This window comes from Polynucleobacter antarcticus, assembly GCF_013307245.1.
GTDB classification, from domain to species: Bacteria; Pseudomonadota; Gammaproteobacteria; order Burkholderiales; family Burkholderiaceae; genus Polynucleobacter; species Polynucleobacter antarcticus.
Genome location: NZ_CP028941.1, coordinates 106449 through 129199, shown reverse-complemented (window position 1 = coordinate 129199; position 22751 = coordinate 106449). Strand labels below are relative to the sequence as shown.

Genomic DNA, 22751 nt, shown 5'->3' with positions numbered 1-22751 from the left:
TCTTCATGAGCGATATCCTCGATAAAATCATAGCGACCAAAAAATTAGAGATTGCTGCTGATTCTCAAAAAATTTCGCTTGGGAATCAGCGCGAGCTTGCGGAAGAGAACAATCGTGATTCTCTACTGAAGCCGCGTGGCTTTATAAATGCAGTGAATCACAAGATTCAATTGGGCAAAGCGGGTGTTATTACTGAAATTAAAAAAGCAAGTCCTAGCAAAGGAATCTTGCGTGAACACTTTCTGCCCGCTGAAATCGCTCAGTCCTATGAAAAAAATGGCGCCGCCTGTTTATCCGTGTTGACAGATCGGGATTATTTCCAAGGGGCTAATGCGTATTTGAAAACTGCTAGAGCAGCATGCCATATTCCGGTGTTGCGTAAAGATTTCACAATTGACCCCTATCAAATTTATGAGGCCAGAGCGATTGGTGCAGATGCTATTTTATTAATTGTGGCTTGCCTAGAGCTCAATCAAATGAAAGAACTAGAAGCCTGCGCACAGGAACTGGGTTTAGATGTGCTCGTAGAGGTGCATAACGCACCTGAGCTTGAAGAGGCTCTAGAGCTGAAAACATCCTTACTCGGAATTAATAATCGCAATCTCAAAACATTTGAAGTCACGCTTCAAACAACGCTCTCGTTATTGTCGATGGCTCCACCAGAAAAAACCTTAGTGACTGAATCCGGGATTATGACGCGCGCAGATGTCCAGCTGATGCGTGATCATCACATTGATGCATTTTTAGTGGGCGAGGCATTTATGCGCGCGCCCGATCCCGGCGTCGCTCTAAGGGAGTTATTTCTTTAGGTCCTATAAGCTCTGAGCAAGTCCAAGCTGTACTTCACCAGAGCGATAAGCAGTAAAGAGCCTAATACATCGCCTAAGAACATCACTATGAAGTGATTGAAGCTACCGGTCTCATCCAATCCCCGTACAAGATACCACCACTGATGTAAGCCAGCACTTAAGACGGCATAGATTAAAATACAGCTAAGTAACTTCGGTAAATTTAAATCACTTAAGTCAGGTGCAATGCTGATTTGGCGCAATACGAAAAGCCGCGCAATGTAGGGTGCAAAGCCTGAAATCAAACCAATCCCAATACAAGTGGTGATATTGGTAGCAAAGTCGCCGTAATAACTAATGAGGAATGAGCTAAGAGCAATACCCAACGCTCCAGGTAATCCAAATATCAAAATAAGAAATAGCCTCAGTCCTGCCGGTAGATAAATCCAATTAACCCCAAGCCCATAGCTTAGATAACTTGTAAGCCAATCATTGGCATAGAACAAGGCGTAGTAGGCAATAAGACTAATGCTGATACCCAACAACCATTCGGAAGATAATTTACTCATCATTACTAGTTTGCTTCAAAAAAAGGGATTTCTAATTAGCAAAACACCCTATAAGGGAATACACTTACTATTAGCTCTACAGCTATTGACCACGATCAATTTTTTATTCAAGAACTACACATATAGTTTCAATATGAACAGTCCAAAGTCCTCTTATCTGCGCTTTTTAAACCTCCTTGATGTACTTGACCGCATTAATCCAGGGAAAAAGTTAGACTGTATTGAAGAAGATCTTCTAGACAAAATTGTTTTGAGCTTTCATGCGAAGAAGTCCATGTTGGTTGGTGATCTCATTGCCTTGTCTGAACTCGGTTCTCAGGCAACCCTGCATGGACGCCTGAAGAATCTGAGTGCCATGGGTTACATCAAAATGGTTGCCAATGAAGATGGTCGACAAAAAAGAAGTAGTGCCCAGCAAAATGGCTTTAAAACGCTATGATGAGATCTCTAAATGCCTTGATAAAGCTGTCAAATTAAGCTAAATACGATCATTCTGATTTTAAAAAAGTCCTTAACCTATAAGGACTTTTTTACTTTAGGAGCTTAGCAATAAGAATTTCTAAACGTTAAAGAGGAAATTGAGGACATCGCCGTCTTTGACGACATACTCCTTACCTTCTGCGCGCATCTTCCCCGCCTCTTTAGCACCCGATTCACCTTTAAATTGGATGAAGTCTTCATAAGCAATAGTTTGCGCACGAATAAAGCCCCGCTCAAAATCCGTATGAATTGCCCCGGCTGCCTGAGGAGCTGTGTCGCCCTTATGGATAGTCCATGCACGTACTTCTTTCACGCCTGCAGTAAAGTAGGTTTGCAAGCCCAGAAGATCATATCCCGCACGAATTACCCGATCTAAGCCGGGCTCTGCCATACCAAGATCTGCTAAAAACTCTACCTTATCCGCATCATCCAAGTCCGCAATCTCGGCCTCAATGGCTGCGCATACGGCGACGACTGGAGCACCTTCCTTGGCGGCATGCTGCTTCACGGCCTCTAAGTGGGGGTTATCAGTAAACCCATCTTCCTTGACGTTGGCGACGTACATCGCAGGTTTAGCTGTAATTAAGCACAAGGGCTTTAAGAGGAGGATTTCGTCTTCGGTCAACTTCATGCTACGAACCGGTTGCGCCTGATCTAGGTGAGCCTGAACCTTGGTGAGTACCGCCACCAAAGCAGCAGCTTCTTTATCATTTCCAGATTTGGCAGCCTTACTAGAGCGATTGAGTGTTTTTTCAACAGTGGCGAGGTCTGAGAGGGCTAATTCTGTATCGATCACCCCAATATCCGCGATAGGATCGATTTTCCCAGCGACGTGAATGATGTTCGCGTCATCAAAGCAACGTACGACGTGCGTAATGGCATCTGTTTCACGAATGGTGGCCAAAAATTGATTGCCTAGACCCTCCCCTTTGGAAGCCCCAGCAACTAAGCCGGCAATATCCACAAACTCGACAGCAGCTGGCAATATGCGCTCTGGCTTGACTATCTCGGCCAAAGCGGCCAGACGGGGGTCAGGAACCTCAACCACACCTACATTGGGCTCGATCGTGCAGAAAGGATAGTTTTCCGCTGCGATCCCAGCCTTGGTAAGCGCGTTAAAGAGGGTAGATTTGCCGACGTTAGGCAGGCCGACGATGCCACATTTTAAAGACATGGCACCATTGTAAAGGGGCTAGTTTCGATATCATCAAGATATGTCTGAAGTTCGTCAAAATACCCTCGGTAAATTACCCAAAAATAATGCCCAAATCCGCTCTGTAGATGTAGCAGTAGTGGGAGGGGGAGTTGTCGGGAAAGCCTGCGCGCTTGGGCTAGCACAGCTAGGCCTGCAAACCATTCAAATCGCCCCTGACTTAGCGCAAGCAGTCCCTACCCCAGAGGGAGTGCAATGGGGGCAACGTATTTATGCCTTTTCTCCTGGCACGCAAAAATTATTGTCACGTTTACAAATATGGGATGCCCTAGATTATGGTCGCCTACAAGCTGTACGCGATATGCGTATTTTTGGTGATCGTGGAGAAGAATTAGACCAACTGCATCTTTCTGCGTTTGAGGCAGGTGTACCGCAATTAGCATGGATCGGTGAATCCAATTTAATTGAGCATATGCTTGATCAAGCTGCCCGCTTTCAAAATAAGTTAGAGCGTATTCATGATGCCGTGAAAGATATTGTGGTGGATACGGATGGAGCAACACTGCATCTCACACATGGATCTGCGCTACATGCCAAGCTAGTGATCGCAGCAGATGGGGCTCACTCACCCATTCGGAATGCCGTCGGGATTGTGGCAAGCGAAGAAAGTTATTCGCAAAACGCTGTGGTAGCAAATTGGACCTGTACACACGCCCATTTAGAAACAGCCTATCAGTGGTTTTTACCAGGCGGCGACATTATCGCCATGCTACCTTTACCAAACAAACAAGTGTCTATGGTGTGGTCAACTTCTCCAGAAAAAGCAAGCGTGCTTTTGCAGCATGATGCCAATGCATGGTCTCAAGAGTTTTCATCTATCGCTGATGGCGCGATCATCAAAACATTGGGAACACTGACCCTTAACTCTTCTCCTGCAACATTCCCATTACGAAAAATGCGCGCAAGCCGCTTTATAGGTCCAATAGATCAGCCTAAAGTCGTACTGGTTGGTGATGCTGCGCATGTCATACACCCCCTTGCCGGACAAGGTCTCAATTTAGGCTTGAGAGATGTCGCAACCCTGCTGCATATTTTAGGTAAGCGCGAATCCTTTAGATTACTCAATGATCAAGTGCTCTTGCGTCGCTATGAGCGTGAACGTCAAGGTGATACTGCTGCCATCTTGTGGGTAACCGATAAACTCAAAAAACTATTCTCGGCCAGTAGTGGTACCGAACGACAATTACGTAATTGGGGCTTAGGTATGGTTAACCGTAGTCAATTTATTAAACAGCGCCTCATCGAGCGTGCACTAGGAGATGTTGATGTTGGATAAATTATGTAAGCTTGCTCTGTCATATGCTTTTTTATGTAGCGTTGCATTACTTGCTGGGCCAGCCCATGCACAATCAGAACAACAAATTCGTACTGAACTACAAAAAAAGATTGGCGCCAACACTAAAATTAAAAGTGTTTCTGCTTCACCTATTCCTGGAATATTTGAAGTATTGGTTGGGAATGATGTTTTTTATACGGATGCTGCAAGTAAATACGTCATTCAAGGTGAAATCATTGAGCTCGCTAGCGGTAAAAATATTACTGAGCAAAGACAGGCCGATCTCAATCGCATCAAATGGTCAGACCTTCTGCCTGCAAATGCTATAAAAATGGTACGTGGCAATGGCAGTAGACAGGTCGCTATTTTCTCAGATCCTAATTGCGGCTATTGCAAAAGACTAGATAAATCTCTGCAGCAATTAGACAATGTGACTATCTACACCTACCTCATCCCTATTTTGTCTGCAGATTCAGCACAAAAATCCAAACAAATTTGGTGTGCCGCTGACCCCCAAAAAGCCTATGTTGATTGGATGATCAATGGCATTACCCCCACCGGAAAAGGTGATTGCGCTACGCCACTAGACAAAAATACGGCTGTCGCTAAAAATTACGGCATCACAGGGACGCCTACCCTGGTTTTTGTAGACGGTAGCCGCTTCCCCGGTGCTGTACAAATTAGTGATATCGAAAAGAAGTTTAGTAGCCTGAAATAATTTTTTATGCACACCATGCAACTATCAGATTTACCTGAAATTCAATATACGATTTGGTCGGCTGATCTTCATGGCCACCGCTTTCATATCAAGCTCCGAATTGAGAACCCCTCGAGCGGTGGACAAATAGTACAGATGCCGACCTGGATTCCGGGGAGCTATTTAATTCGAGACTTTAGTAAGCACATCGAAACAATAGAAGCCTATGTAGTCCATCAGCCTAATGCACCACTCCATCTTGAGCGCATCGATAACGATCAATGGCGCTTACCAGTAGTTAATGGACCAATAGAAATTCTGACAACCGTCTATGCCTTTGATTCTTCAGTACGAGCTGCTTATTTAGATACTGAGCGTGCCTTTATTAATCCGAGTAGCGTGTGTTTATCAGTACAAGGGCAAGAGTCTGTGCCATGCGCACTCATTTTGATTCCACCCAAAGATACCGTTGCCGATCATTGGACGGTACAAACTGGCTTAAAAGCTGCCAAAGTAGATGATCAAGGATATGGCTTTTATTTAGCCAAAGATTATGATGACCTGCTAGATCATCCAATTGCGATGGGAGTATTTCAAATTGCACATTGGAAATCCCATGGGGTCTCTCATAGCATGGCTATTCAGGGGTGTGTCCATGAGGTCGATCTTCAGCGGCTAGCGACTGACCTACAAGCAATCTGTGCCTGCACGATAGATCTGTTTGAGCCTAAAACACATCAGGCCCCGTTTGAGAATTATCTATTCTTAACCAATGCGGTGCTCGCTGGGTATGGTGGTCTCGAACATCGCAACAGCACGGCACTCCTGTGCCGCCGTGATCAGATCCCACAACTGAATACGCCTTTGGATGAAGCCACCTATCGAGAATTCCTTGGTCTTTGTAGTCATGAATATTTTCATGCATGGCTAGTCAAACGTATTCAACCGAAAGCCTTTCAGCCCTACCAACTCGACCGCCGTAACCATACCCGCTTGCTATGGTTATTTGAAGGCTTCACGAGCTACTATGACGACTTACAACTTCTGCGTAGCAAGCGTGTTGATCTAACAACCTATCTCAAGCTCGTTGCTAATAATTGGAATGGCATTTTACGTAGTCCCGGTAGACTCAAGCAAAGCCTTGCTGATAGCTCATTTGATGCCTGGACGAAATACTACCAAGCAGATGAGAACACACCTAATGCAGTAGTCAGCTATTACGGTAAAGGCGCATTGCTTGCCTTGGGTCTTGATTTGCAGATTCGGGCGTTCACGAATGATCGCCAATCATTAGATGATTTCATGCGCTTGCTTTGGCGCGAACATGGGGTCACCATGGAGGGGGTATCTGAAGAAGGCTTAGATTATCTGATTCATACCTTATTGGGTACTGGGTTTACTAAAACCTGGAATCAATTGAAGTCTCGCTATATTTTTGGCGTGGAAGATATTCCTCTCAATAAGTGGTTTAACTCAGACTTCATTTCGGTAAAACGAAAAGTGCACACCAAGGTAGAAAAGATTAAGTTGCAGTTGGGCTTACGACACACTGACTCAAACGGTTGGCTCAAGATCACGCATGTACTCGATGGTGGTGCGGCTCAACTTGCTGGACTCGCCTCCGGTGATGTTTTAGCTAGCATCAATGGGGAGCGTATTACGCCAGCCCGTTGGGATAAGGTCCTCGCAAGTCTTATTGATGAGCAAGCTATCAGTATTTGCTTTTATCGTGATGATCTCGAACATGAATGTATGACTGTGCTGGAAGAACATCAAATGCCAGATCAATACGATGTATCTCCAGTCGAGTAATGCCGCCACTTCCAAGTCCATTCTTATCGACTGATATTCCTGCAGATTGGCGAGCACTACTTGGTGATTATTTTGAGTCTGTGCAATGGCAAACTTTTCAGCAGAAACTGCAAGCTCAAATTGATTTAAATGAATCTCTCATCAGGCCAGAGCCTCGACACTTCTTTAAAGCACTAGCGCTTACCCCCCTTGCTAATGTGAAGGTAGTGATCCTAGGGCAAGATCCCTATCACTCACCAGGACTTGCTCAAGGCTTAGCCTTTTCTATTCCGAGTGACATTCCCATAAACTCTCGGCAGTTTCCCAGCTCATTGCGTAACATCCGCAAAGCACTTGCCCTAGAGGGCTTTGGTGCCCTTCCCCATGGTGACCTTCATGCCTGGGCAAACCAAGGTGTATTACTCCTCAATACCGCCCTCAGCGTTACATTGGGTGAAGCAGGCAGTCATGCCAACCTTGGGTGGAAATACCTGATTGATAGGCTTATTACCGGGCTTGTTCAATACCAACCCAATTTGGTGTGGATGCTGTGGGGTGGGCATGCCCAATCCAAGCTACCCCTCATTGAATTGGGCAAAAAACAACTGATCCTGCAGTCATCACATCCTTCCGGACTCGGGGTATATAAAACAGATCAGCCTTTTTTAGACCCTGGCGGAATAACTAGTTGTGGGCATTTTAGGAAAGCAAATAAGTGGCTTCTAGAACACCGCCTAAGCCCTATTACTTGGGTGAATACTGCAGGGGAAGATCTTTCAGAGAAGGCGCAGGCTACGCTTTTTAGTTAGCTACATAGGTAAGGATCCCAATCTGCTTAGAAATAGCCCTATAAGCTTGATAGATAAAAACTGATGGGCTTGAATAAGCACTCAGCACCATTAAAATAATGACTTTTGTAGGCGTTCCCAATGTCTTCAAGTATCCCAAACTATCCTCAAAACTCTCAAATGATGTCAATTCAGTTTGTTGAAGAATGTCGGCATCAATCTACTCTGGTCAACATTACAGAAAATGAAGACAAAGAGCTGACAGGATTTCTTGATAGCGCTTATTTAGACCTGATTTACCTAGAACCCTTAAAGCTCACTTAAATAACGCCGCATAGAGGCCACCCGCCACACAAGCAGCAATAATGGCACTTAGCCACTCTAGCATCTGGCCTGCCTGAAAGAATCCAGTCCATTGACCGGTATAAGAGCTGGCTAGGGCTGCTAGAAAGCCTAGCAGGGAAGCTATAAGCAGCTTTTGCAGCTTGGGTCTGACAGCACGCTGTCTGGGATAGAAACCCCAAGCAATAGCCCCAGATAAGCCGCCAATTACAAGAAATGCTAAAAACCCCATTGCTAAGCCCCCATTATTTCGGTCATCAAATCTATAATTGCCATTATGAAGTTGTTGACCCTCGGCATCAATCATCACACAGCGCCGATCGCTATTCGGGAGAAGGTCGCCTTCGACCCTGAATTCCTTCAAGAAGCGTTATACGATCTTCGCCAACATTTGGTTGGCGCGAATCAGGCCGGCTTGCCTGAAGCGACTATTTTGTCGACTTGCAATCGCACCGAACTTTATTGCGCAGCAAATGATGCCGATGCAGCCAGCCTTTTGCATGAAGCGACTTTTGACTGGTTAGCTAAAACCCAACGACTCGCACCTAGCAGCCTAGAGCCTCACATTTACTCACTGCCACAATCCGATGCGGTGCGTCATGCCTTCAGGGTGGCTTGTGGTCTTGACTCTATGGTGATTGGTGAAACCCAAATATTGGGTCAAATGAAAGATGCGGTCCGCACCGCAAATGATGCTGGTGTTTTAGGCACTTATCTCAACCAACTCTTTCAGAAAACCTTTGCCGTTGCGAAAGAAGTTCGTGGCTCTACTGAAATCGGTGCACATTCCATTTCAATGGCAGCTGCCTCTGTGCGGCTTGCTGAACGCATCTTTGCAAGTATTGCTGACCAACGCGTACTGTTCATTGGTGCTGGTGACATGATTTCTTTATGCGCTACCCATTTCATAGCACGTAAACCTAAAGGAGTGGCGATTGCTAATCGCACGATCGAACGTGGCCAAGAATTAGCTGATTCTATTGCTACACAAGAAGTTCAAGCAGAATCCTTCAAGCTATCCGAGCTTGCCAATCGACTTCATGAATTCGACATTATTGTTTCTAGTACGGCTTCATCACTACCCATTATTGGCTTAGGCATGGTGGAGAGCGCACTCAAACAGCGCCGTCACAAACCGATGGTCATGATTGATTTAGCAGTACCCCGTGACTTTGAGACAGAGATTTCCCGCCTCAATGATGTCTATTTGTATACCGTAGATGACTTGGGCGTGATGATTCAAACGGGTACCGCTCTGCGCCAGGCAGCTGTGAGTCAAGCTGAGCTCATCATTGAAGATCGGGTTGGAAACTTCATGCACTGGATGCAAGGGCGCAAGACCGTGCCACTGATTCAAGATATTCAGCAACAAGGTGAACACCTCAGACAATTAGAGTTAGACCGCGCTATGAAACGTCTGATGCGAGGTGATGACCCCCAAGAGGTATTAAATGCGATGGCGCAGGGCTTGACCAATAAGTTTTTGCACGGATCACTGCATGCTCTACAACACTCTAATGGTACTGAGCGTGACATCCTGATTAAATTACTCCCTAAATTATTTTCCCCCCAATCCAAACCAGAAGACCATTAGATGAAGCCCAGCATGCGGGCTAAGCTGGATCATCTAGATACGCGCTTAGCCGAACTTAATTCCCTTTTAACTACCGAAGAGTCCACAAAAGACATGGACAACTATCGGAAACTCACGCGTGAGCATGCGGACATTGCTAGCGTCGTGGAGCAATTCGGTCTGTACAAACAAGCAGAGGCCGATGCACAAGCTGCTGAAGACATGCGCAAAGATCCAGAAATGAAAGACTTTGCTGACGAAGAACAAAAGCAAGCGCAAGCCACGATGGAAACCCTTGCGGGCACCCTCCAAAAACTACTCCTTCCAAAAGATGTCAACGATGAGCGTAATGTCTTTCTAGAAATTCGTGCAGGTACTGGTGGTGATGAAAGTGCTTTATTTGCCAGTGATCTCTATCGGATGTACACCCGCTTTGCAGAACGTCAGGGTTGGAAAGTAGAGGTGGTTAGTGCTGCTGAATCAGATTTAGGTGGATACAAAGAAGTGGTACTCCGCCTTGTAGGGCAATCAGTCTATTCCAAACTAAAGTTTGAATCCGGTGGTCACCGGGTGCAACGCGTTCCACAAACAGAAACTCAAGGACGTATTCATACATCGGCTTGTACAGTTGCTGTCATGCCAGAGGCGGATGAACTAGAGGCAGTCAAGATCAATCCCGCTGAACTACGTATTGATACCTTTCGCGCATCTGGTGCTGGTGGACAGCACATTAATAAAACCGATTCCGCAGTTCGCATTACACACTTACCTACTGGCACCGTAGTGGAATGCCAAGATGATCGGAGTCAACATCGTAATAAAGATCAGGCTATGAAGGTATTGGTATCGCGCATCATGGATGCCCGTGAGCGGGAGAAGCATCAACTAGAAGCGCAAACCCGTAAATCTTTAGTGGGCTCTGGTGACCGCAGTGATCGCATTCGGACATACAACTTTCCGCAGGGACGCATTAGCGATCATCGTATTAACCTCACGCTCTACAAAATAGATGCCATGATGGATGGTGACTTGGATGATCTTTGCAATGCACTAGCATCTGAACATCAGGCTGAGCTTTTAGCTGCCCTGGGTGATCAGTAATCTTTTTTGAGATGGATGCTACTCAGTCATTAAAATCACTTCTGAGTAACTGTACATTGCCCGCAAGTGAAGCACGCATTCTGTTGGCGCATGTTTTAGAAAAACATTACCAATTACCAAGATCCGCCCTCCTATCCCGTGATGATATGGTTCTCAGTCCGGCGGCTCAAGAGGATTGGCAAAGCCTAGAATCGAGAAGAATTGATGGTGAACCGATTGCTTACCTCTTGGGTAAAAAAGGCTTTCACGATATCGAATTAATAGTGGGGCCTGGCGTATTAATACCTCGCCCTGAAACTGAGCTTTTAGTAGATGTCGTCCTTAGTGAAATAAGGAAACTGACAGAACTACCTAAGCCAGATAAACAAGGTGAGCCATGCAAGATCCTAGACTTGGGCACTGGCTCAGGTGCCATTGCCCTGGCAATTGCAAAATCAGCGCCTAATGCGCTACTCATCGCTACCGATCAATCGGAGGATGCACTCAACATTGCTCAATTAAATGCTAAAGAATTGGGTTTAGAGCATCAAGTGACATTCGTGCAAGGTAGCTGGTACCAGCCACTGGATGCAGCAATGCGCTTTGATGTCATCGTGAGTAATCCCCCGTATATCGCCAATCTAGATCCCCACCTCAGCCAAGGCGATCTTCGCTTTGAACCCTCTTCTGCCCTCACGGATTTTGCTAGTGGCCTAACTTGCCTTGAGGTAATTATTTCTCAGGCGGATCAATACTTAACACTAGGGGGCTTGATTGCCGTAGAACATGGGTTTGATCAATCTGAACCGGTCATTCAGCTCATGAGTTCCGCAGGATTGACTGATGTAGAGGTGCATCAAGATTTAGCGGGCCATGATCGCGTCACTACAGGCAGACGGCCTGCCTAATTAACCCCTTTTTGCATATAGGCTTAAAATTCATTGCATCTGCATTTATAAATGACCTCCCAACTACCCGACCACTCAACCATTCTCTTTTAGGAGCACATGATGGATACCCAAGCAAAAATTGAAGCAATCGTTACCGGCCACCCCGTAGTCTTATTTATGAAGGGAACTGCCCAGTTTCCTCAATGCGGCTTTTCTGGCAACGCGATTAATATTCTGCGTGCTAGTGGTGTAGATAATCTGCACACTGTCAATATTTTGGAAGACGAGGAAGTTCGTCAAGGTATTAAGCAATTTTCGAACTGGCCAACCATTCCTCAGCTTTACATCAATGGTGAATTCGTTGGCGGCTCAGACATCATGACGGAAATGTTTCAAAGTGGCGAGTTACAGGCTTTAGTAAAAGCATAACTAGACACTAGTGGGCACTAATTAGCATAAACAGCTACCTCACTTCTGCTCTAAATCTCTGTGACTTTTGATTTAAGCTCGCTTCTCCTGTTTGGCCTGCCCTTGGGTTTATGTGCGGGCCTTCTGGTTTATGCACTTAACTTGCGCTCAGCACTGCATCGCACTGAACAGCAAATGCAGACTGAGGTTGCCCTCGCTGCCCATCTGAGATCTGAGCGGGATCAAGCGCTTCAACAAGCTATTCGCCTTGAAGCAGAATTAGATTCTGAGCGTAAACAAGGTGTAGGTAGATTGGAATCCCTCAATGAAGCTAAAGAAGCTTTGACCAACCAGTTTAAGAATTTAGCCAATGACATTCTGGAAGATAAGTCAAAACGCTTTACCGAACAGAACGTCGCTAATTTAGATGCACTACTAAAACCCTTACAAACTAAGCTCACTGAATTTAAAGAGCAAGTTAATACTTCTTATGGCAACGAGGCGCGTGAACGCTTTGCCCTCAGAGCAGAAATCGAGCGTCTGGCTAGCCTCAATCTACGTATGTCAGATGAAACCCGCTCGCTCACACAAGCATTAAAAGGCGACTCTAAGGTACAAGGTAATTGGGGTGAACTTGTCCTGGAATCTATCCTCGAATCTTCCGGTCTGCGTAAAGGCCAAGAGTATCTAGTGCAAGACAGTCATACCTTGACCGATGGCTCGCGACAGCAACCTGACGTCGTGATTAAGCTGCCCGAAGGTAGAAGCCTAGTGGTTGATAGCAAAGTATCGATTACCGCTTACTCACGTCATGCAGAGGCCTCCGATCCACTAGTTGCCGAGCAAGAACTAGCGGGGCATATTCAGTCTCTGCGCCAACACATTCAAGGGCTTTCAGGGAAAAACTACAGCGCCTTATATGGCACTGGCTCAGTAGACTTTGTGCTGATGTTTGTACCCATTGAGCCCGCTTTTTTGTTGGCGCTCAAAACAGCGCCTAACTTATACCAAGAGGCCTTAGCCAAGAATATTGTGCTGGTATGCCCAAGTACTTTAATGGCAACGCTACGAACGGTTGCACACCTATGGCGTCAAGATCATCAAAATCGCAACGCACTGGAAATAGCAAAACAGTGTGGCACGCTCTACGATAAGTTCGTAGGGTTTGTAGATGACTTAGAGAAATTAGGCCAACGTCTAGACCAAGCCCAAACCAGTTATCACGATGCCTTCAGTAAATTAAAGTCTGGCAAAGGCAACCTCATTCGTACTGCTGAGAAAGTGCGGGAGTTGGGTGTAAAACCTAGTAAGAACTTAGCGGCACCCCTGATTGAGTCGTCTGCAGATCCCGAATAAGTAAAACTAGTATTCATCAGCCTTAATGGCATGCCTCGAAAAATATTCCAGAACAATATGCTCAAAAAAGACACTCACTCATATAGAAAGGTAGCGACGGCTGCCTGTTTTGGTACCTTTCTAGAGTGGTATGACTTTTTGACCTTTGCAACTCTGGCAGTGGTATTTGGGCCATTGTTCTTTCCATATAGCGACCCTAATACAGCGCTTTTAGCTAGCCTGGCAACCTTTGGGGTGGGTATGGTAGTTCGGCCCTTGGGTGCTGCTTTCTTTGGCTCTTTGGGCGATAAGATTGGCCGTAAACCGATATTTATGATCACCATTAGTTTGATGGGTATTGCTACCGTCCTTGTGGGCTTCTTGCCTACCTATGAGCAAATTGGCATCTGGGCATCCGTCATGTTGGTGAGCTTAAGACTCCTACAAGGACTCTCCGCCGGCGGTGAAATCGGTGGCAGCGCAGTGTATTTAACTGAGCATGCTGGCAATGAATCTCGGGGCTTTAAAACCAGCTTCTTACAACTGATGGGGCCATTAGGTATTTTGGCTTCCACCCTACAAATTGCCTTGTTACGTCACTACCTCAGCCCAGAAGACTTTCAAGCATGGGGATGGCGCGTGCCATTCTGGATTTCTTTCTTTTTATTGATCATTGCCTTTTGGATTCGGAGATCACTTGAAGAGACCCCCGTCTTTTTAGAGCTCACTAAGAAAAATAAAAAAGTCGAGTCGCAACTCATCAATAACTTTAAGGACCCAGAAATTCGGAAGCGCATGTTCTTATTGTTTTTCTGCATCTCTTCCAGTGGGGCTATTTTATTTTTCTGTGTACAGGTCTACACTGCAATCTTCCTGAAAGTATCAGTCAACATCCCCAGTGGAATAGTAGATCAACTTAGCATCTACGCTACGGTCGTTCTGTTTCCACTCACCGTATTTGCAGGCTGGCTATCCGATAAGATTGGCAGAAAGCCCGTGGTAATTAGTGGCCTTATCTTAGGTACTTTTTTCATCCATCCTGCCTATGAAATACTCCAAAGCCTAGGCACTCAATATCTTCAGTACGGTACCCCAAGTTCATTGCTAGGAATTGGGCTGATTTTGACCGTACTGTCACTGGCTCTTGGCCTTGTAGTGGGCCCACAAACAGCATTACTCGCAGAGCTTTTCCCCGCCAAAAGCAGAAATAGCGCAGCAACCCTTCCGCATAATCTTGCAGCAGGCTGGATAGGTGGGCTACTCCCCCTTATCGTGACTTGGTTAAATCAATGGTCCGGAAATAGCCTTACTGGCTTATGGTATCCGACGATCTTTTTAGCTATTGGAACTGTGATTGCGTATTTTTATATGCCTGAAACCAATAAAGTAAATCTACTAAATTAAGCAATACAATATAAAACAACTGGATTGGAGTTTTCAAAAGAAAAAACCTAAATTCATCATAAATTTAGGTTTTAAGTTTTGGTGCCCCTTGTCCGACTCGAACAGACCACCTACTGATTACAAATCAGTTGCTCTACCAGATGAGCTAAAGGGGCAACGAACGATATTTTAGCCTATTTCACAATCGTTAAGGAAGGTCTAGTTGATTTTGGCTTTTCGACTTCCTTAGTGGCTGATTGCTTAGGGCCATTACCTGTAGATTGATTGGTATCAAATGGGAAAGACATCCCCTGTCCATTCTCTTTGGCATAGATTGCCAAGACATGGGTAACGGGAACCATAATCTTTCTCGGAATTCCACCAAATCTCGCCTGAAAGCTAATCCACTCATTATCTAGATTGAGCTGATGGCAAGCCTCTACAGATAAGTTCAAGACTATCTCGTCATTCTTCACAAACTCCATTGGGACTTCAACACTAGAGTCTACAAATACTGCAATGAAAGGTGTAAAACCAAAATCCGTGCACCACTGATGTAGGGCACGGATAAGGTAAGGTTTATTACTTGGAATGTCGGCCATGCTAAACAATGCCGCTGACAATCATGCCCCGCTTAGCGGCGCATGACCTTTTCTGAAGGAGTCAATGCTTCAATATAAGCAGGTCTACTAAAAATACGCTCAGCGTACTTCAGAAGCGGTGCTGCATTACGTGACAGATCAATGCCATAGTGCTCAAGGCGCCAGAGCAGAGGAGCGATAGCAACGTCTAACATCGAGAACTCATCACCTAGCATGTACTTATTCTTCACAAAAATCGGCGCCAACTGAGTCAAACGATCGCGAATCGCAAGGCGTGCTTTCTCATGATTCTTTTCTGCGGGCTTACCTTTTTCATTTTCCAATGAAGCGACATGAACAAAGAGCTCCTTCTCAAAATTGAAGAGAAAGAGGCGTGCACGTGCGCGTGCTACGGGATCAGGTGGCATCAACTGTGGATGTGGAAAGCGCTCATCAATATATTCATTAATGATGTTGGACTCATACAAAATGAGGTCACGCTCAACCAAAATAGGAACTTGGCCGTAAGGGTTCATGACCGAGATGTCTTCAGGCTTGTTAAACAAGTCCACATCACGAATTTCAAAATCCATGCCTTTTTCGAAAAGCACTAAACGGCAGCGTTGCGAGAATGGGCAATTAGTACCCGAATACAACACCATCATAAATTTATTCCTTAAATTTCTAAATCACACAACAAACGCATACAACGATAGCGTTACATCTTTTTTCACTAATTAACTCTAAGTTAATTAGTGAATATCTTTCCAATAAGCTTTATTCAAACGCCAAGCCACTAAGGTAAAGATGACCAAGAACAATAGCACAACCACACCAATACGCTTACGCTCTAACTGCACTGGCTCAGCCATCCATGACAAAAAGGAAACTAAGTCAGCGATATTATCGTCATACTCTTGTGGCTTCATGGTGCCAGGAGTGATCTGCTCGAATCCCACAAACACTTTTTGCATTCTGGTTGCGTCATGTGGATCTTTGCGTTCTTCAAACTTTGCAGCGCGCTCACCTTGGAGCTGCCACAAAACGTGCGGCATACCGACGTTTGGATACACTAAGTTATTCCAACCTGTTTGAGTAGTGTCATCTTTATAGTAAGTACGGAAATAGGTATACAGCCAATCCGTGCCCCGCGCCCGCGCTTCTACTGATAAATCTGGTGGAGTCTTACCAAAAAACGCCTTGCCATCTTTTGCTGACATGGCAACAGTCATCAGATCACCCACTTTGGCATCCGTCAAAATTAAATTATCTTTAATTTGCTGATCGGTTAAACCAATGTCACGCAAGCGGTTGTAACGCATGCTGCCAGCAGCGTGGCAATTTAGACAATAGTTTGTAAAGATCTTTGCGCCGTTTTGCAGCGATGCATTGTTATTTACGCGATCTGGAGCTTTATCTAGTGGAAAGCCAGCTTCACTCGCGTTGGCAGACAGACCAACACTGAGGGCTGCCACGAATGCGATTGCCTGACAGGCGCCCATCACAGTTTGTAGAATTCGTTTCATACTAGTTCCTAATTTCTCTGTAGTGCTCAATTAATGGGCTGCAAATGTGACACGCTTCGGGACAGGCTTAAATTCGCCCAATTGACTCCAAAACGGCATCGCCAAGAAGAAGCCCAGATAGTAAATAGTGCAAATCTGAGAAATCTTTTCAAATGTTGGTGTCGGTGGCTGAATGCCTAAATAACCCAAAATCACAAAAGTCACCACAAATACTCCATAGATATATTTATGGAATTGAGGACGATAGCGAATGGATTTCACTGGAGAATGATCTAACCAAGGCAGGAAAAATAGAATGATTACTGAACCCCCCATGATCACAACACCCCAGAACTTCGCATCAAACACATAAAAACCAGCGGCTAATCCAACGGCAATTGCTACGCAAGCAGCCTTCACCTTAATGTTTTTTGACATAGCAGCAAACAGACCCAAGATAACAGTCGTAAAAATCCACAACGGTATAAGGAAATCAGGTGTCACAGCGCGCAACATCGAATAGAACGGTGTGAAATACCAAACTGGCGCAATGTGTGATGGTGTCACAAATGGGTTTGCTGGAATGAAGTTATTTGCTTCAAGGAAATACCCACCCATCTCTGGTGCAAAGAATACGATGCAAGCAAAGATGATTAAGAATCCACCAAGATACATAACGTCATGAACACTGTAGAAAGGATGGAAAGGAATACCATCCAATGGGATACCTTTTTCGTCTACAGTTTCTTTGATTTCAATACCATCTGGGTTATTTGAGCCAACCTCATGCAAAGCCAAGATGTGTGCCGCCACTAAACCTACTAATACCAATGGAATGGCAATGACGTGGAATGCAAAGAAGCGATTTAAGGTAGCGTCACCTACAACGTAGTCACCGCGCAACCACAAAGACAGGTCTGGACCGATCAACGGAATAGCAGAGAACAAGTTCACAATCACTTGAGCGCCCCAATAGGACATCTGACCCCAAGGGAGTAAGTAGCCGAAAAATGCTTCAGCCATCAGAGTCAAGAAAATCGCACAACCGAAGATCCAAATTAATTCACGGGGTTTGCGATATGAACCATAAATCAAACCACGGAACATGTGCATATATACAACCACGAAGAACATGGAAGCGCCTGTTGAGTGCATATAGCGAATCAACCAGCCAAATGGCACCTCACGCATGATGTACTCAACGGACTCAAATGCCTTAGCAGCATCCGGCTTGTAGTTCATGGTCAAGAAAATGCCTGTAACGATTTGAATCGCCAACACCACAATAGCGAGGGCTCCAAAAATATAGAAGAAGTTCAAATTCTTAGGAGCGTAGTACTCGCTCATATGCTTCTTAAAGGCCTGGGTTACCGGCAGTCGGGAATCTACCCATGCCATTGCCTTAACTGCTACTGATGAACCTGCTGGGACTTGTTTTTCCTGAAATGCCATTTATTTCTCCTTAGGCCTTATTGTGATCGCCGACTAAAATCACAGTGTCACTGACGTAATAGTGGGGGGGCACCTCAAGATTGTCTGGTGCGGGTTTGTTTTTGTAGACACGACCAGCAATATCAAATGTCGAGCCGTGGCAAGGGCATAAGAAGCCGCCTGGCCAATCATTCGGAACGGAAGGCTGTGGGCCAGATTTCAGAATAGGGGTTGGTGAACAGCCTAAATGCGTACAAATACCGACAACAACAAGGTATTCCGGCTTAATAGAGCGCCACTGGTTTTGAGCATACGGAGGGGTAAATTGGGCTGGATCTCTTAAAGAATTGGGGTCTGCCAGCTCAGCATCAATCTTGGAGAGCTCTGCTACTTGCTCAGGGGTACGACGCACCACCCAAACAGGCTTACCACGCCATTCGGCCACTCTCATCTCATCGGGTTGCATACCGCTAATGTCTACCTCAACAGCCGCTCCAGCGGCCTTAGCACGCTCTGAGGGCTGAAAACTATCAACAAAAGGATAGATGGCTGCGGCCGCACCAACACCACCAACCGCCGAAGTAGCAATTAGCCATTTGCGGCGTTCTTTGTCCATACTAGGCTTGTCACTCATTTACAAAATTCCTTGGAAGAGCATTTATAGATAGAAAATACTTAAAGGTAAGATTTTAAAGTAAAAAGTGGGGTAAAGCAGAAAGTAATAGGGTTAATCTTGGGATAATGACGGTTGAGCCGTTTAAAAGAGCAAAGGGAGCTATAAATGCCTGTTTTAAAAGAATTTCGAGAATTCGCAGTCAAGGGTAATGTGATTGATTTGGCCGTTGGCGTCATTATTGGCGGGGCTTTTGGAAAAATCGTCGATTCTCTCGTCAACGACATTGTGATGCCGCTGATTTCGAGTTTATTTGGGGGTCATATTGACTTTACCAACCTATTTATTGCCCTGGGCAAGGTTCCCGAGAACATTCCTTACACCTTTGATGCCCTCAAAAAAGCAGGGGTGCCGATTTTTGCTTATGGCAACTTCATTACGATTGCCATCAACTTTATTTTGTTAGCTTTTGTGATCTTTCAAATGGTGAAGATAGTCAATAGAGTAAGGGCAATGGATGAACCTCCTACACCACCAGCACCCCCCACCCCACGAAGACGTAGTCTTATTGCGCGAAATCCGCGACAGCTTAAAGAAATAATCCTCCCTATGTTTAATCGCCTCTGGCTTGTTTTTGCCCAAGCCGTCACTGTCTTGTTAGCTGCTTGGTTTGTCACAGCCAACTTAAAGCCAGAGTGGATTAGCCAGGAAATTACAGATCTGTCATCCAGACCGGTTTTACTAAAAGAAGCGAGCTATGATGGCTCGCTCAGTCCCGGCTCTTATCACGAGGCCGTCAAGAACTCGATGCCTGCAGTCGTCAATATTTTTACCAATAAAAGTAGCAAAGCAAAAACACGTCAAGGCGTTAAACCAAATTCATCAGATCCTTTTTCACAATATTTTGGGGATCAATCACCCCAAGTAGATCCGAGTTCTAGCTTGGGTTCCGGTGTGCTTGTCGGCGCTGATGGCATCATCCTCACCAATCACCATGTCATTAGTGATGCAGATGAGATTGAAGTTGCTTTTGCGGACGGTAGAAAATTTAGAGCAAAGATCATTGGCAGCGATCCGGAAACAGATATTGCGGTTCTTAAAATTGATGCCAAAGAACTGCCGACGCCGATCACCCTAGGAAGACTAGAGTCTGTTCATGTCGGTGATGTGGTCCTTGCTATTGGCAACCCCTTTGGTGTTGGACAGACAGTGACATCGGGTATTGTCTCCGCATTAGGCAGAGACCATGTCGGTATCAATACCTTTGAAAATTTTATTCAAACAGATGCTGCAATTAACCCTGGGAATTCTGGTGGTGCGCTGATAGATACCAAAGGTAATCTGATTGGAATTAATACTGCCATCTACTCCAATAATGGTGGGTCTATGGGTATTGGATTTGCCATCCCTATTAGCCTTGCAAAGCAAGTGATGGAGTCCATCCTCAAGAGTGGTGTAGTGACGAGAGGGTGGATTGGCGTTGAGCCTCAGAACCTCTCTAAAGATCTCGCAGAGTCTTTGGGGCTAGTAGGCAATACACAAGGCGTTCTGATATCAGGCCTGTTAGTAGGAGGCCCTGCAGAGCGAAGCGGCATTAAAGCGGGTGACGTTCTCACCTCTGTCAATGGCCAAAGTACAAAAGATGTTAAGCAACTCTTAAATCAAATTGCAGAGTTAGGGCCAGGCAATGAAGCGAAGATTGAATTACTTCGTAAAGGAAAAAAACTCAGCGTAGAAATTAAGATTGGCAAAAGGCCAAAGGCAGCTTCAGCGAAATAGTAGGTCTAGGCTTTAGTTTTTTCTAGGACACTACTATCTACTGCGGCTTTCAAAACGCATCCTGTACAGTGTGATCTGTAACAAAACATGCGGTTACGTCATGGACCAAATAGTTTGTATGTTCTATTTGGTCATGTATTTATTGCAAATCTGTATGTATCTGTAATTAGATCGTGGCTTTTTGACTACAGTACATGCAACTTGCGTAAAACACGCTGTAGCGCAGTCGTGTTGTGCTCGCTGGTGTTGTGTTGTTGTGCTTCGTGATCTGCGCTTGTGCAGGTGATTTGAGGTGTTGCTGCTGTGGCGCACACAAACGGGTAATGTAATCCTGTAATTTTGCTGCTGCAGTTTTTTCGCATGTCAAAATCCATTTTGGGTGGTGATTTATATCTAACTACCTACACATCACACACATGATGAAGCAAACTGCGTTTGCTTGTGTTTCGTATTCGCTTGTCGCTCATACTCACACATTCCTTTTCTTTCTTTTTGTCTTTTTTTTTGTCTTTGCTTTGTTGTTTTGTTGATTGGGTGATAGAACTTGAAGTCATACGACGGCTATGTGATTTATTACTAAATCAACATAACTGTCGCATCGCGTGCTGATTGGCATGACATTACTTTTCGCACACGACTGTGAAAAGATTTAACGGAAGACCAATGTATTCAAACTTCCAACCTGCAACAGCATTGATTTGCTGTTGCAGTGATCTTGCGGCTCCTTGTGTTATGCACTAACTTCACAGCGTCGTGCATCAAGTCCAGTGTCATTAGCCGTCATATTACATACTGGGTTTTTGACCTTTTATTAGCAGTGTCTATCTGCTGTGTTTGTACAACTTACGATTGACCTGCGCACATATCCGAAATACAGCACGGGCATGCTGTTCACGCAACTTACTACGTGACTTACCAAAAGCCATTTTCTGCAAGAATGCATTTAATGCCGCAATGTTGTAGGAGCATAGCAATCCTGCATGCGCTTTGAGTGTGGTGCGAGCAATCTTTTGCGCTTGTAACAGCGCTGTTGCAGTATCCACATCACCAAACTGCTCAGGCGTAATCTTTTGCTGTGCAATCCATACGTCAGTGCGAGCAGTATCGCGTTTGGTGCGTTTGAGTTGTGCGTAAGTACGATCATCCATGCAAGTATTTAGCACTGACCAAACAAAGCACTACAAAATCTGACGCAATATTAGGTGTTTGCAGGTGATTTTGGTGAAATTGACATGATCATGTGCAAATCGGTTGTCCTCGCATGTTGACCGAACGTACAGTTGCTCTACACAAACACAGAAAGGTAGAACAACATGACTACAGCAACTGCATTAAGCACACTCAAACTCACAGACGCACGCAAACCCACACAAGCGTCACCGCAAGTGCAACGACGCAATAAACTGATACGGCGCATATGGCAACAAACTGAACTGGCACGTGCACATGCATCAGGTGGTCAGTTCACCATCAAACGTTTTCGTACATTCACAGATGTCACAACAGGTGCACGTAAACAGATTGAAACAGACGTGCGTGTGAAACCTTGGTGGTTTACAGCTGCGAATGGCAAGTTAGCAATCTCAGTGCGCTATGGCAGCAGAGTGTTGGAAATTGCACCAAAAAAGTTAGCAGTGGAAGTGGGTACTGAACGGGATTTGATTGCTGTGTTGGATACCATCAAAGCTGCAGTGACAGCAGGAGAATTAGATGCGCAGATTGAATCAGCTGCTACAATATTGCGTGCAGCATTTGCTAAATGATTGAAATCACGCCGAATTCGCAGAGTTTTGTGTCGAATATGGCATGTGTAAGAAAACTTGAGCATGCGAGTGAGACACTATGCACAAATGGTCGCTCACTCTGCTGCTGTCTGAAACTGCTATAGCAATAAATACGTGTATGAAACAATATCAACTCACTGTACGTGTCGCAGGCATTGCTGTCAACACTGTCATACATGCTGAACGTGCGGACGCAGCATTACGTTTGGCGCAGCATGTGTATGGTGCTGGCAACATCGTGTCGCAGCCGCGGGCGATTTAGCATGCGCATTGCAGAAGTCGTCAATCCACCAACACCAGAGCAGGCTCGCATCAAGAGTCTGCAAGCACAGGTGAAGCAATCACAGCAGCGTGTTAAGGCTGAACGTATACGTCAACAGCGGATCAAGTTGAATGCGCAGCGTGCTTCGTTAAACACCACGACTTAAACTGCAATACAAAATCT

General features: G+C 45.3%; 27 protein-coding genes, 1 tRNA gene and 1 pseudogene. 18 read left to right on the top strand and 11 right to left on the bottom strand.

All coding sequences use genetic code 11. The features are described 5' to 3' along the window. Nucleotides 1-5 precede the first annotated feature (5 nt). Entirely contained in the window at nt 6-809 is an 804-nt protein-coding gene (trpC, locus tag DCO16_RS00775) for an indole-3-glycerol phosphate synthase TrpC (protein ID WP_173941892.1), read from the top strand. Here trpC and DCO16_RS00770 read toward each other — a convergent pair. Continuing rightward, nucleotides 806-1360, bottom strand: a complete 555-nt coding sequence (locus DCO16_RS00770; protein WP_217426675.1) for a hypothetical protein — start codon at nt 1358-1360, stop codon at nt 806-808. The genes trpC and DCO16_RS00770 overlap by 4 nt on opposite strands. 130 nt (nt 1361-1490) lie before the next feature. On the opposite strand from DCO16_RS00770, the gene DCO16_RS00765 reads away from it, so the two are divergent. Next, on the top strand, nt 1491-1796 hold the full coding sequence (locus DCO16_RS00765) for a hypothetical protein (protein WP_254598056.1): 306 nt from the start codon (nt 1491-1493) through the stop codon (nt 1794-1796). Nucleotides 1797-1916: 120 nt separating this feature from the next. Here DCO16_RS00765 and ychF read toward each other — a convergent pair whose 3' ends face one another. Then, nucleotides 1917-3011, bottom strand: coding sequence for a redox-regulated ATPase YchF (gene ychF, locus DCO16_RS00760; protein WP_173941891.1), 1095 nt, complete (start codon nt 3009-3011; stop codon nt 1917-1919). A 40-nt stretch (nt 3012-3051) separates the two neighbouring features. Between ychF and DCO16_RS00755 the strand changes: the two genes are divergently transcribed. The 5 genes from DCO16_RS00755 (at nt 3052) to DCO16_RS00735 (ending at nt 7926) form a co-directional block, all read left to right on the top strand. Next, nucleotides 3052-4326 (top strand): FAD-dependent monooxygenase, encoded by a 1275-nt coding sequence (locus DCO16_RS00755; protein WP_173941890.1) that lies wholly within the window; start codon nt 3052-3054, stop codon nt 4324-4326. Continuing rightward, complete coding sequence (locus tag DCO16_RS00750; RefSeq protein WP_173941889.1) at nt 4316-5044, top strand: DsbC family protein; 729 nt, start codon at nt 4316-4318, stop codon at nt 5042-5044. Before DCO16_RS00755 ends, DCO16_RS00750 begins: the two co-directional genes overlap by 11 nt. 15 nt (nt 5045-5059) lie before the next feature. After that, nucleotides 5060-6835: a M61 family metallopeptidase gene (locus DCO16_RS00745; protein WP_217426674.1), complete on the top strand. Its 1776-nt coding sequence runs from the start codon at nt 5060-5062 to the stop codon at nt 6833-6835. Continuing rightward, on the top strand, nt 6835-7623 hold the full coding sequence (locus tag DCO16_RS00740; protein ID WP_173941887.1) for a uracil-DNA glycosylase: 789 nt from the start codon (nt 6835-6837) through the stop codon (nt 7621-7623). Before DCO16_RS00745 ends, DCO16_RS00740 begins: the two co-directional genes overlap by 1 nt. A gap of 120 nt (nt 7624-7743) precedes the next feature. Next, nucleotides 7744-7926: an antitoxin MazE-like protein gene (locus tag DCO16_RS00735; protein WP_173941886.1), complete on the top strand. Its 183-nt coding sequence runs from the start codon at nt 7744-7746 to the stop codon at nt 7924-7926. Here the strand turns inward: DCO16_RS00735 and DCO16_RS00730 are convergent. Next, on the bottom strand, nt 7919-8176 hold the full coding sequence (locus tag DCO16_RS00730; RefSeq protein WP_173941885.1) for a hypothetical protein: 258 nt from the start codon (nt 8174-8176) through the stop codon (nt 7919-7921). The two genes, DCO16_RS00735 and DCO16_RS00730, sit on opposite strands and share 8 nt — an antisense overlap. Before the next feature lie 45 nt (nt 8177-8221). Between DCO16_RS00730 and hemA the strand changes: the two genes are divergently transcribed. From hemA to DCO16_RS00700, 6 genes are all read left to right on the top strand, one after another. Further along, a complete protein-coding gene (hemA, locus tag DCO16_RS00725; protein ID WP_173941884.1) occupies nt 8222-9538 on the top strand; it encodes a glutamyl-tRNA reductase in 1317 nt (438 codons plus the stop codon). Further along, on the top strand, nt 9539-10618 hold the full coding sequence (prfA, locus tag DCO16_RS00720; RefSeq protein ID WP_173941883.1) for a peptide chain release factor 1: 1080 nt from the start codon (nt 9539-9541) through the stop codon (nt 10616-10618). Between the two features lie 11 nt (nt 10619-10629). Further along, complete coding sequence (gene prmC, locus DCO16_RS00715; protein WP_173941882.1) at nt 10630-11505, top strand: peptide chain release factor N(5)-glutamine methyltransferase; 876 nt, start codon at nt 10630-10632, stop codon at nt 11503-11505. A 102-nt stretch (nt 11506-11607) separates the two neighbouring features. After that, the gene (gene grxD / locus DCO16_RS00710) at nt 11608-11916 is read left to right on the top strand and encodes a Grx4 family monothiol glutaredoxin (protein ID WP_173943712.1); all 309 of its coding nucleotides are present in this window, start codon (nt 11608-11610) and stop codon (nt 11914-11916) included. A gap of 60 nt (nt 11917-11976) precedes the next feature. After that, nucleotides 11977-13251 (top strand): DNA recombination protein RmuC, encoded by a 1275-nt coding sequence (locus tag DCO16_RS00705; protein WP_173941881.1) that lies wholly within the window; start codon nt 11977-11979, stop codon nt 13249-13251. A 57-nt stretch (nt 13252-13308) separates the two neighbouring features. Further along, the gene (locus tag DCO16_RS00700) at nt 13309-14634 is read left to right on the top strand and encodes an MFS transporter (RefSeq protein ID WP_254598055.1); all 1326 of its coding nucleotides are present in this window, start codon (nt 13309-13311) and stop codon (nt 14632-14634) included. Nucleotides 14635-14713: 79 nt separating this feature from the next. Here DCO16_RS00700 and DCO16_RS00695 read toward each other — a convergent pair. From DCO16_RS00695 to petA, 6 genes are all read right to left on the bottom strand, one after another. Further along, nucleotides 14714-14789: transfer RNA gene (locus DCO16_RS00695), tRNA-Thr, on the bottom strand. 18 nt (nt 14790-14807) lie between these two features. After that, nucleotides 14808-15215 carry a ClpXP protease specificity-enhancing factor gene (locus DCO16_RS00690; protein ID WP_173941879.1) on the bottom strand — a complete coding sequence of 136 codons (408 nt, stop codon included), beginning with the start codon at nt 15213-15215 and terminating at the stop codon, nt 14808-14810. Between the two features lie 32 nt (nt 15216-15247). After that, a complete protein-coding gene (locus DCO16_RS00685; protein ID WP_173941878.1) occupies nt 15248-15859 on the bottom strand; it encodes a glutathione S-transferase N-terminal domain-containing protein in 612 nt (203 codons plus the stop codon). An 87-nt stretch (nt 15860-15946) separates the two neighbouring features. Beyond that, the gene (locus DCO16_RS00680; RefSeq protein ID WP_173941877.1) at nt 15947-16720 is read right to left on the bottom strand and encodes a cytochrome c1; all 774 of its coding nucleotides are present in this window, start codon (nt 16718-16720) and stop codon (nt 15947-15949) included. A gap of 30 nt (nt 16721-16750) precedes the next feature. Next, entirely contained in the window at nt 16751-18151 is a 1401-nt protein-coding gene (locus DCO16_RS00675) for a cytochrome b (RefSeq protein WP_173941876.1), read from the bottom strand. A gap of 10 nt (nt 18152-18161) precedes the next feature. Then, nucleotides 18162-18764, bottom strand: coding sequence for a ubiquinol-cytochrome c reductase iron-sulfur subunit (gene petA, locus DCO16_RS00670; RefSeq protein ID WP_173941875.1), 603 nt, complete (start codon nt 18762-18764; stop codon nt 18162-18164). Between the two features lie 147 nt (nt 18765-18911). Between petA and mscL the strand changes: the two are divergent. Beyond that, a pseudogene (mscL, locus tag DCO16_RS00665) lies at nt 18912-19344 on the top strand (large conductance mechanosensitive channel protein MscL). A gap of 8 nt (nt 19345-19352) precedes the next feature. Next, complete coding sequence (locus DCO16_RS00660; RefSeq protein WP_173941874.1) at nt 19353-20522, top strand: Do family serine endopeptidase; 1170 nt, start codon at nt 19353-19355, stop codon at nt 20520-20522. Nucleotides 20523-20688: 166 nt separating this feature from the next. Here the strand turns inward: DCO16_RS00660 and DCO16_RS00655 are convergent, their stop codons facing one another. Continuing rightward, nucleotides 20689-20889 carry a hypothetical protein gene (locus tag DCO16_RS00655; RefSeq protein ID WP_173941873.1) on the bottom strand — a complete coding sequence of 67 codons (201 nt, stop codon included), beginning with the start codon at nt 20887-20889 and terminating at the stop codon, nt 20689-20691. 454 nt (nt 20890-21343) lie between these two features. Then, on the bottom strand, nt 21344-21670 hold the full coding sequence (locus tag DCO16_RS00650; RefSeq protein WP_173941872.1) for a hypothetical protein: 327 nt from the start codon (nt 21668-21670) through the stop codon (nt 21344-21346). Between the two features lie 165 nt (nt 21671-21835). Between DCO16_RS00650 and DCO16_RS00645 the strand changes: the two genes are divergently transcribed. From DCO16_RS00645 to DCO16_RS00635, 3 genes are all read left to right on the top strand, one after another. After that, nucleotides 21836-22285 (top strand): DUF6641 family protein, encoded by a 450-nt coding sequence (locus DCO16_RS00645; RefSeq protein ID WP_173941871.1) that lies wholly within the window; start codon nt 21836-21838, stop codon nt 22283-22285. A 79-nt stretch (nt 22286-22364) separates the two neighbouring features. Then, a complete protein-coding gene (locus DCO16_RS00640; protein ID WP_173941870.1) occupies nt 22365-22568 on the top strand; it encodes a hypothetical protein in 204 nt (67 codons plus the stop codon). Nucleotide 22569: 1 nt separating this feature from the next. Beyond that, a complete protein-coding gene (locus tag DCO16_RS00635) occupies nt 22570-22734 on the top strand; it encodes a hypothetical protein (protein WP_173941869.1) in 165 nt (54 codons plus the stop codon). The last annotated feature ends 17 nt before the right edge of the window (nt 22735-22751 follow it).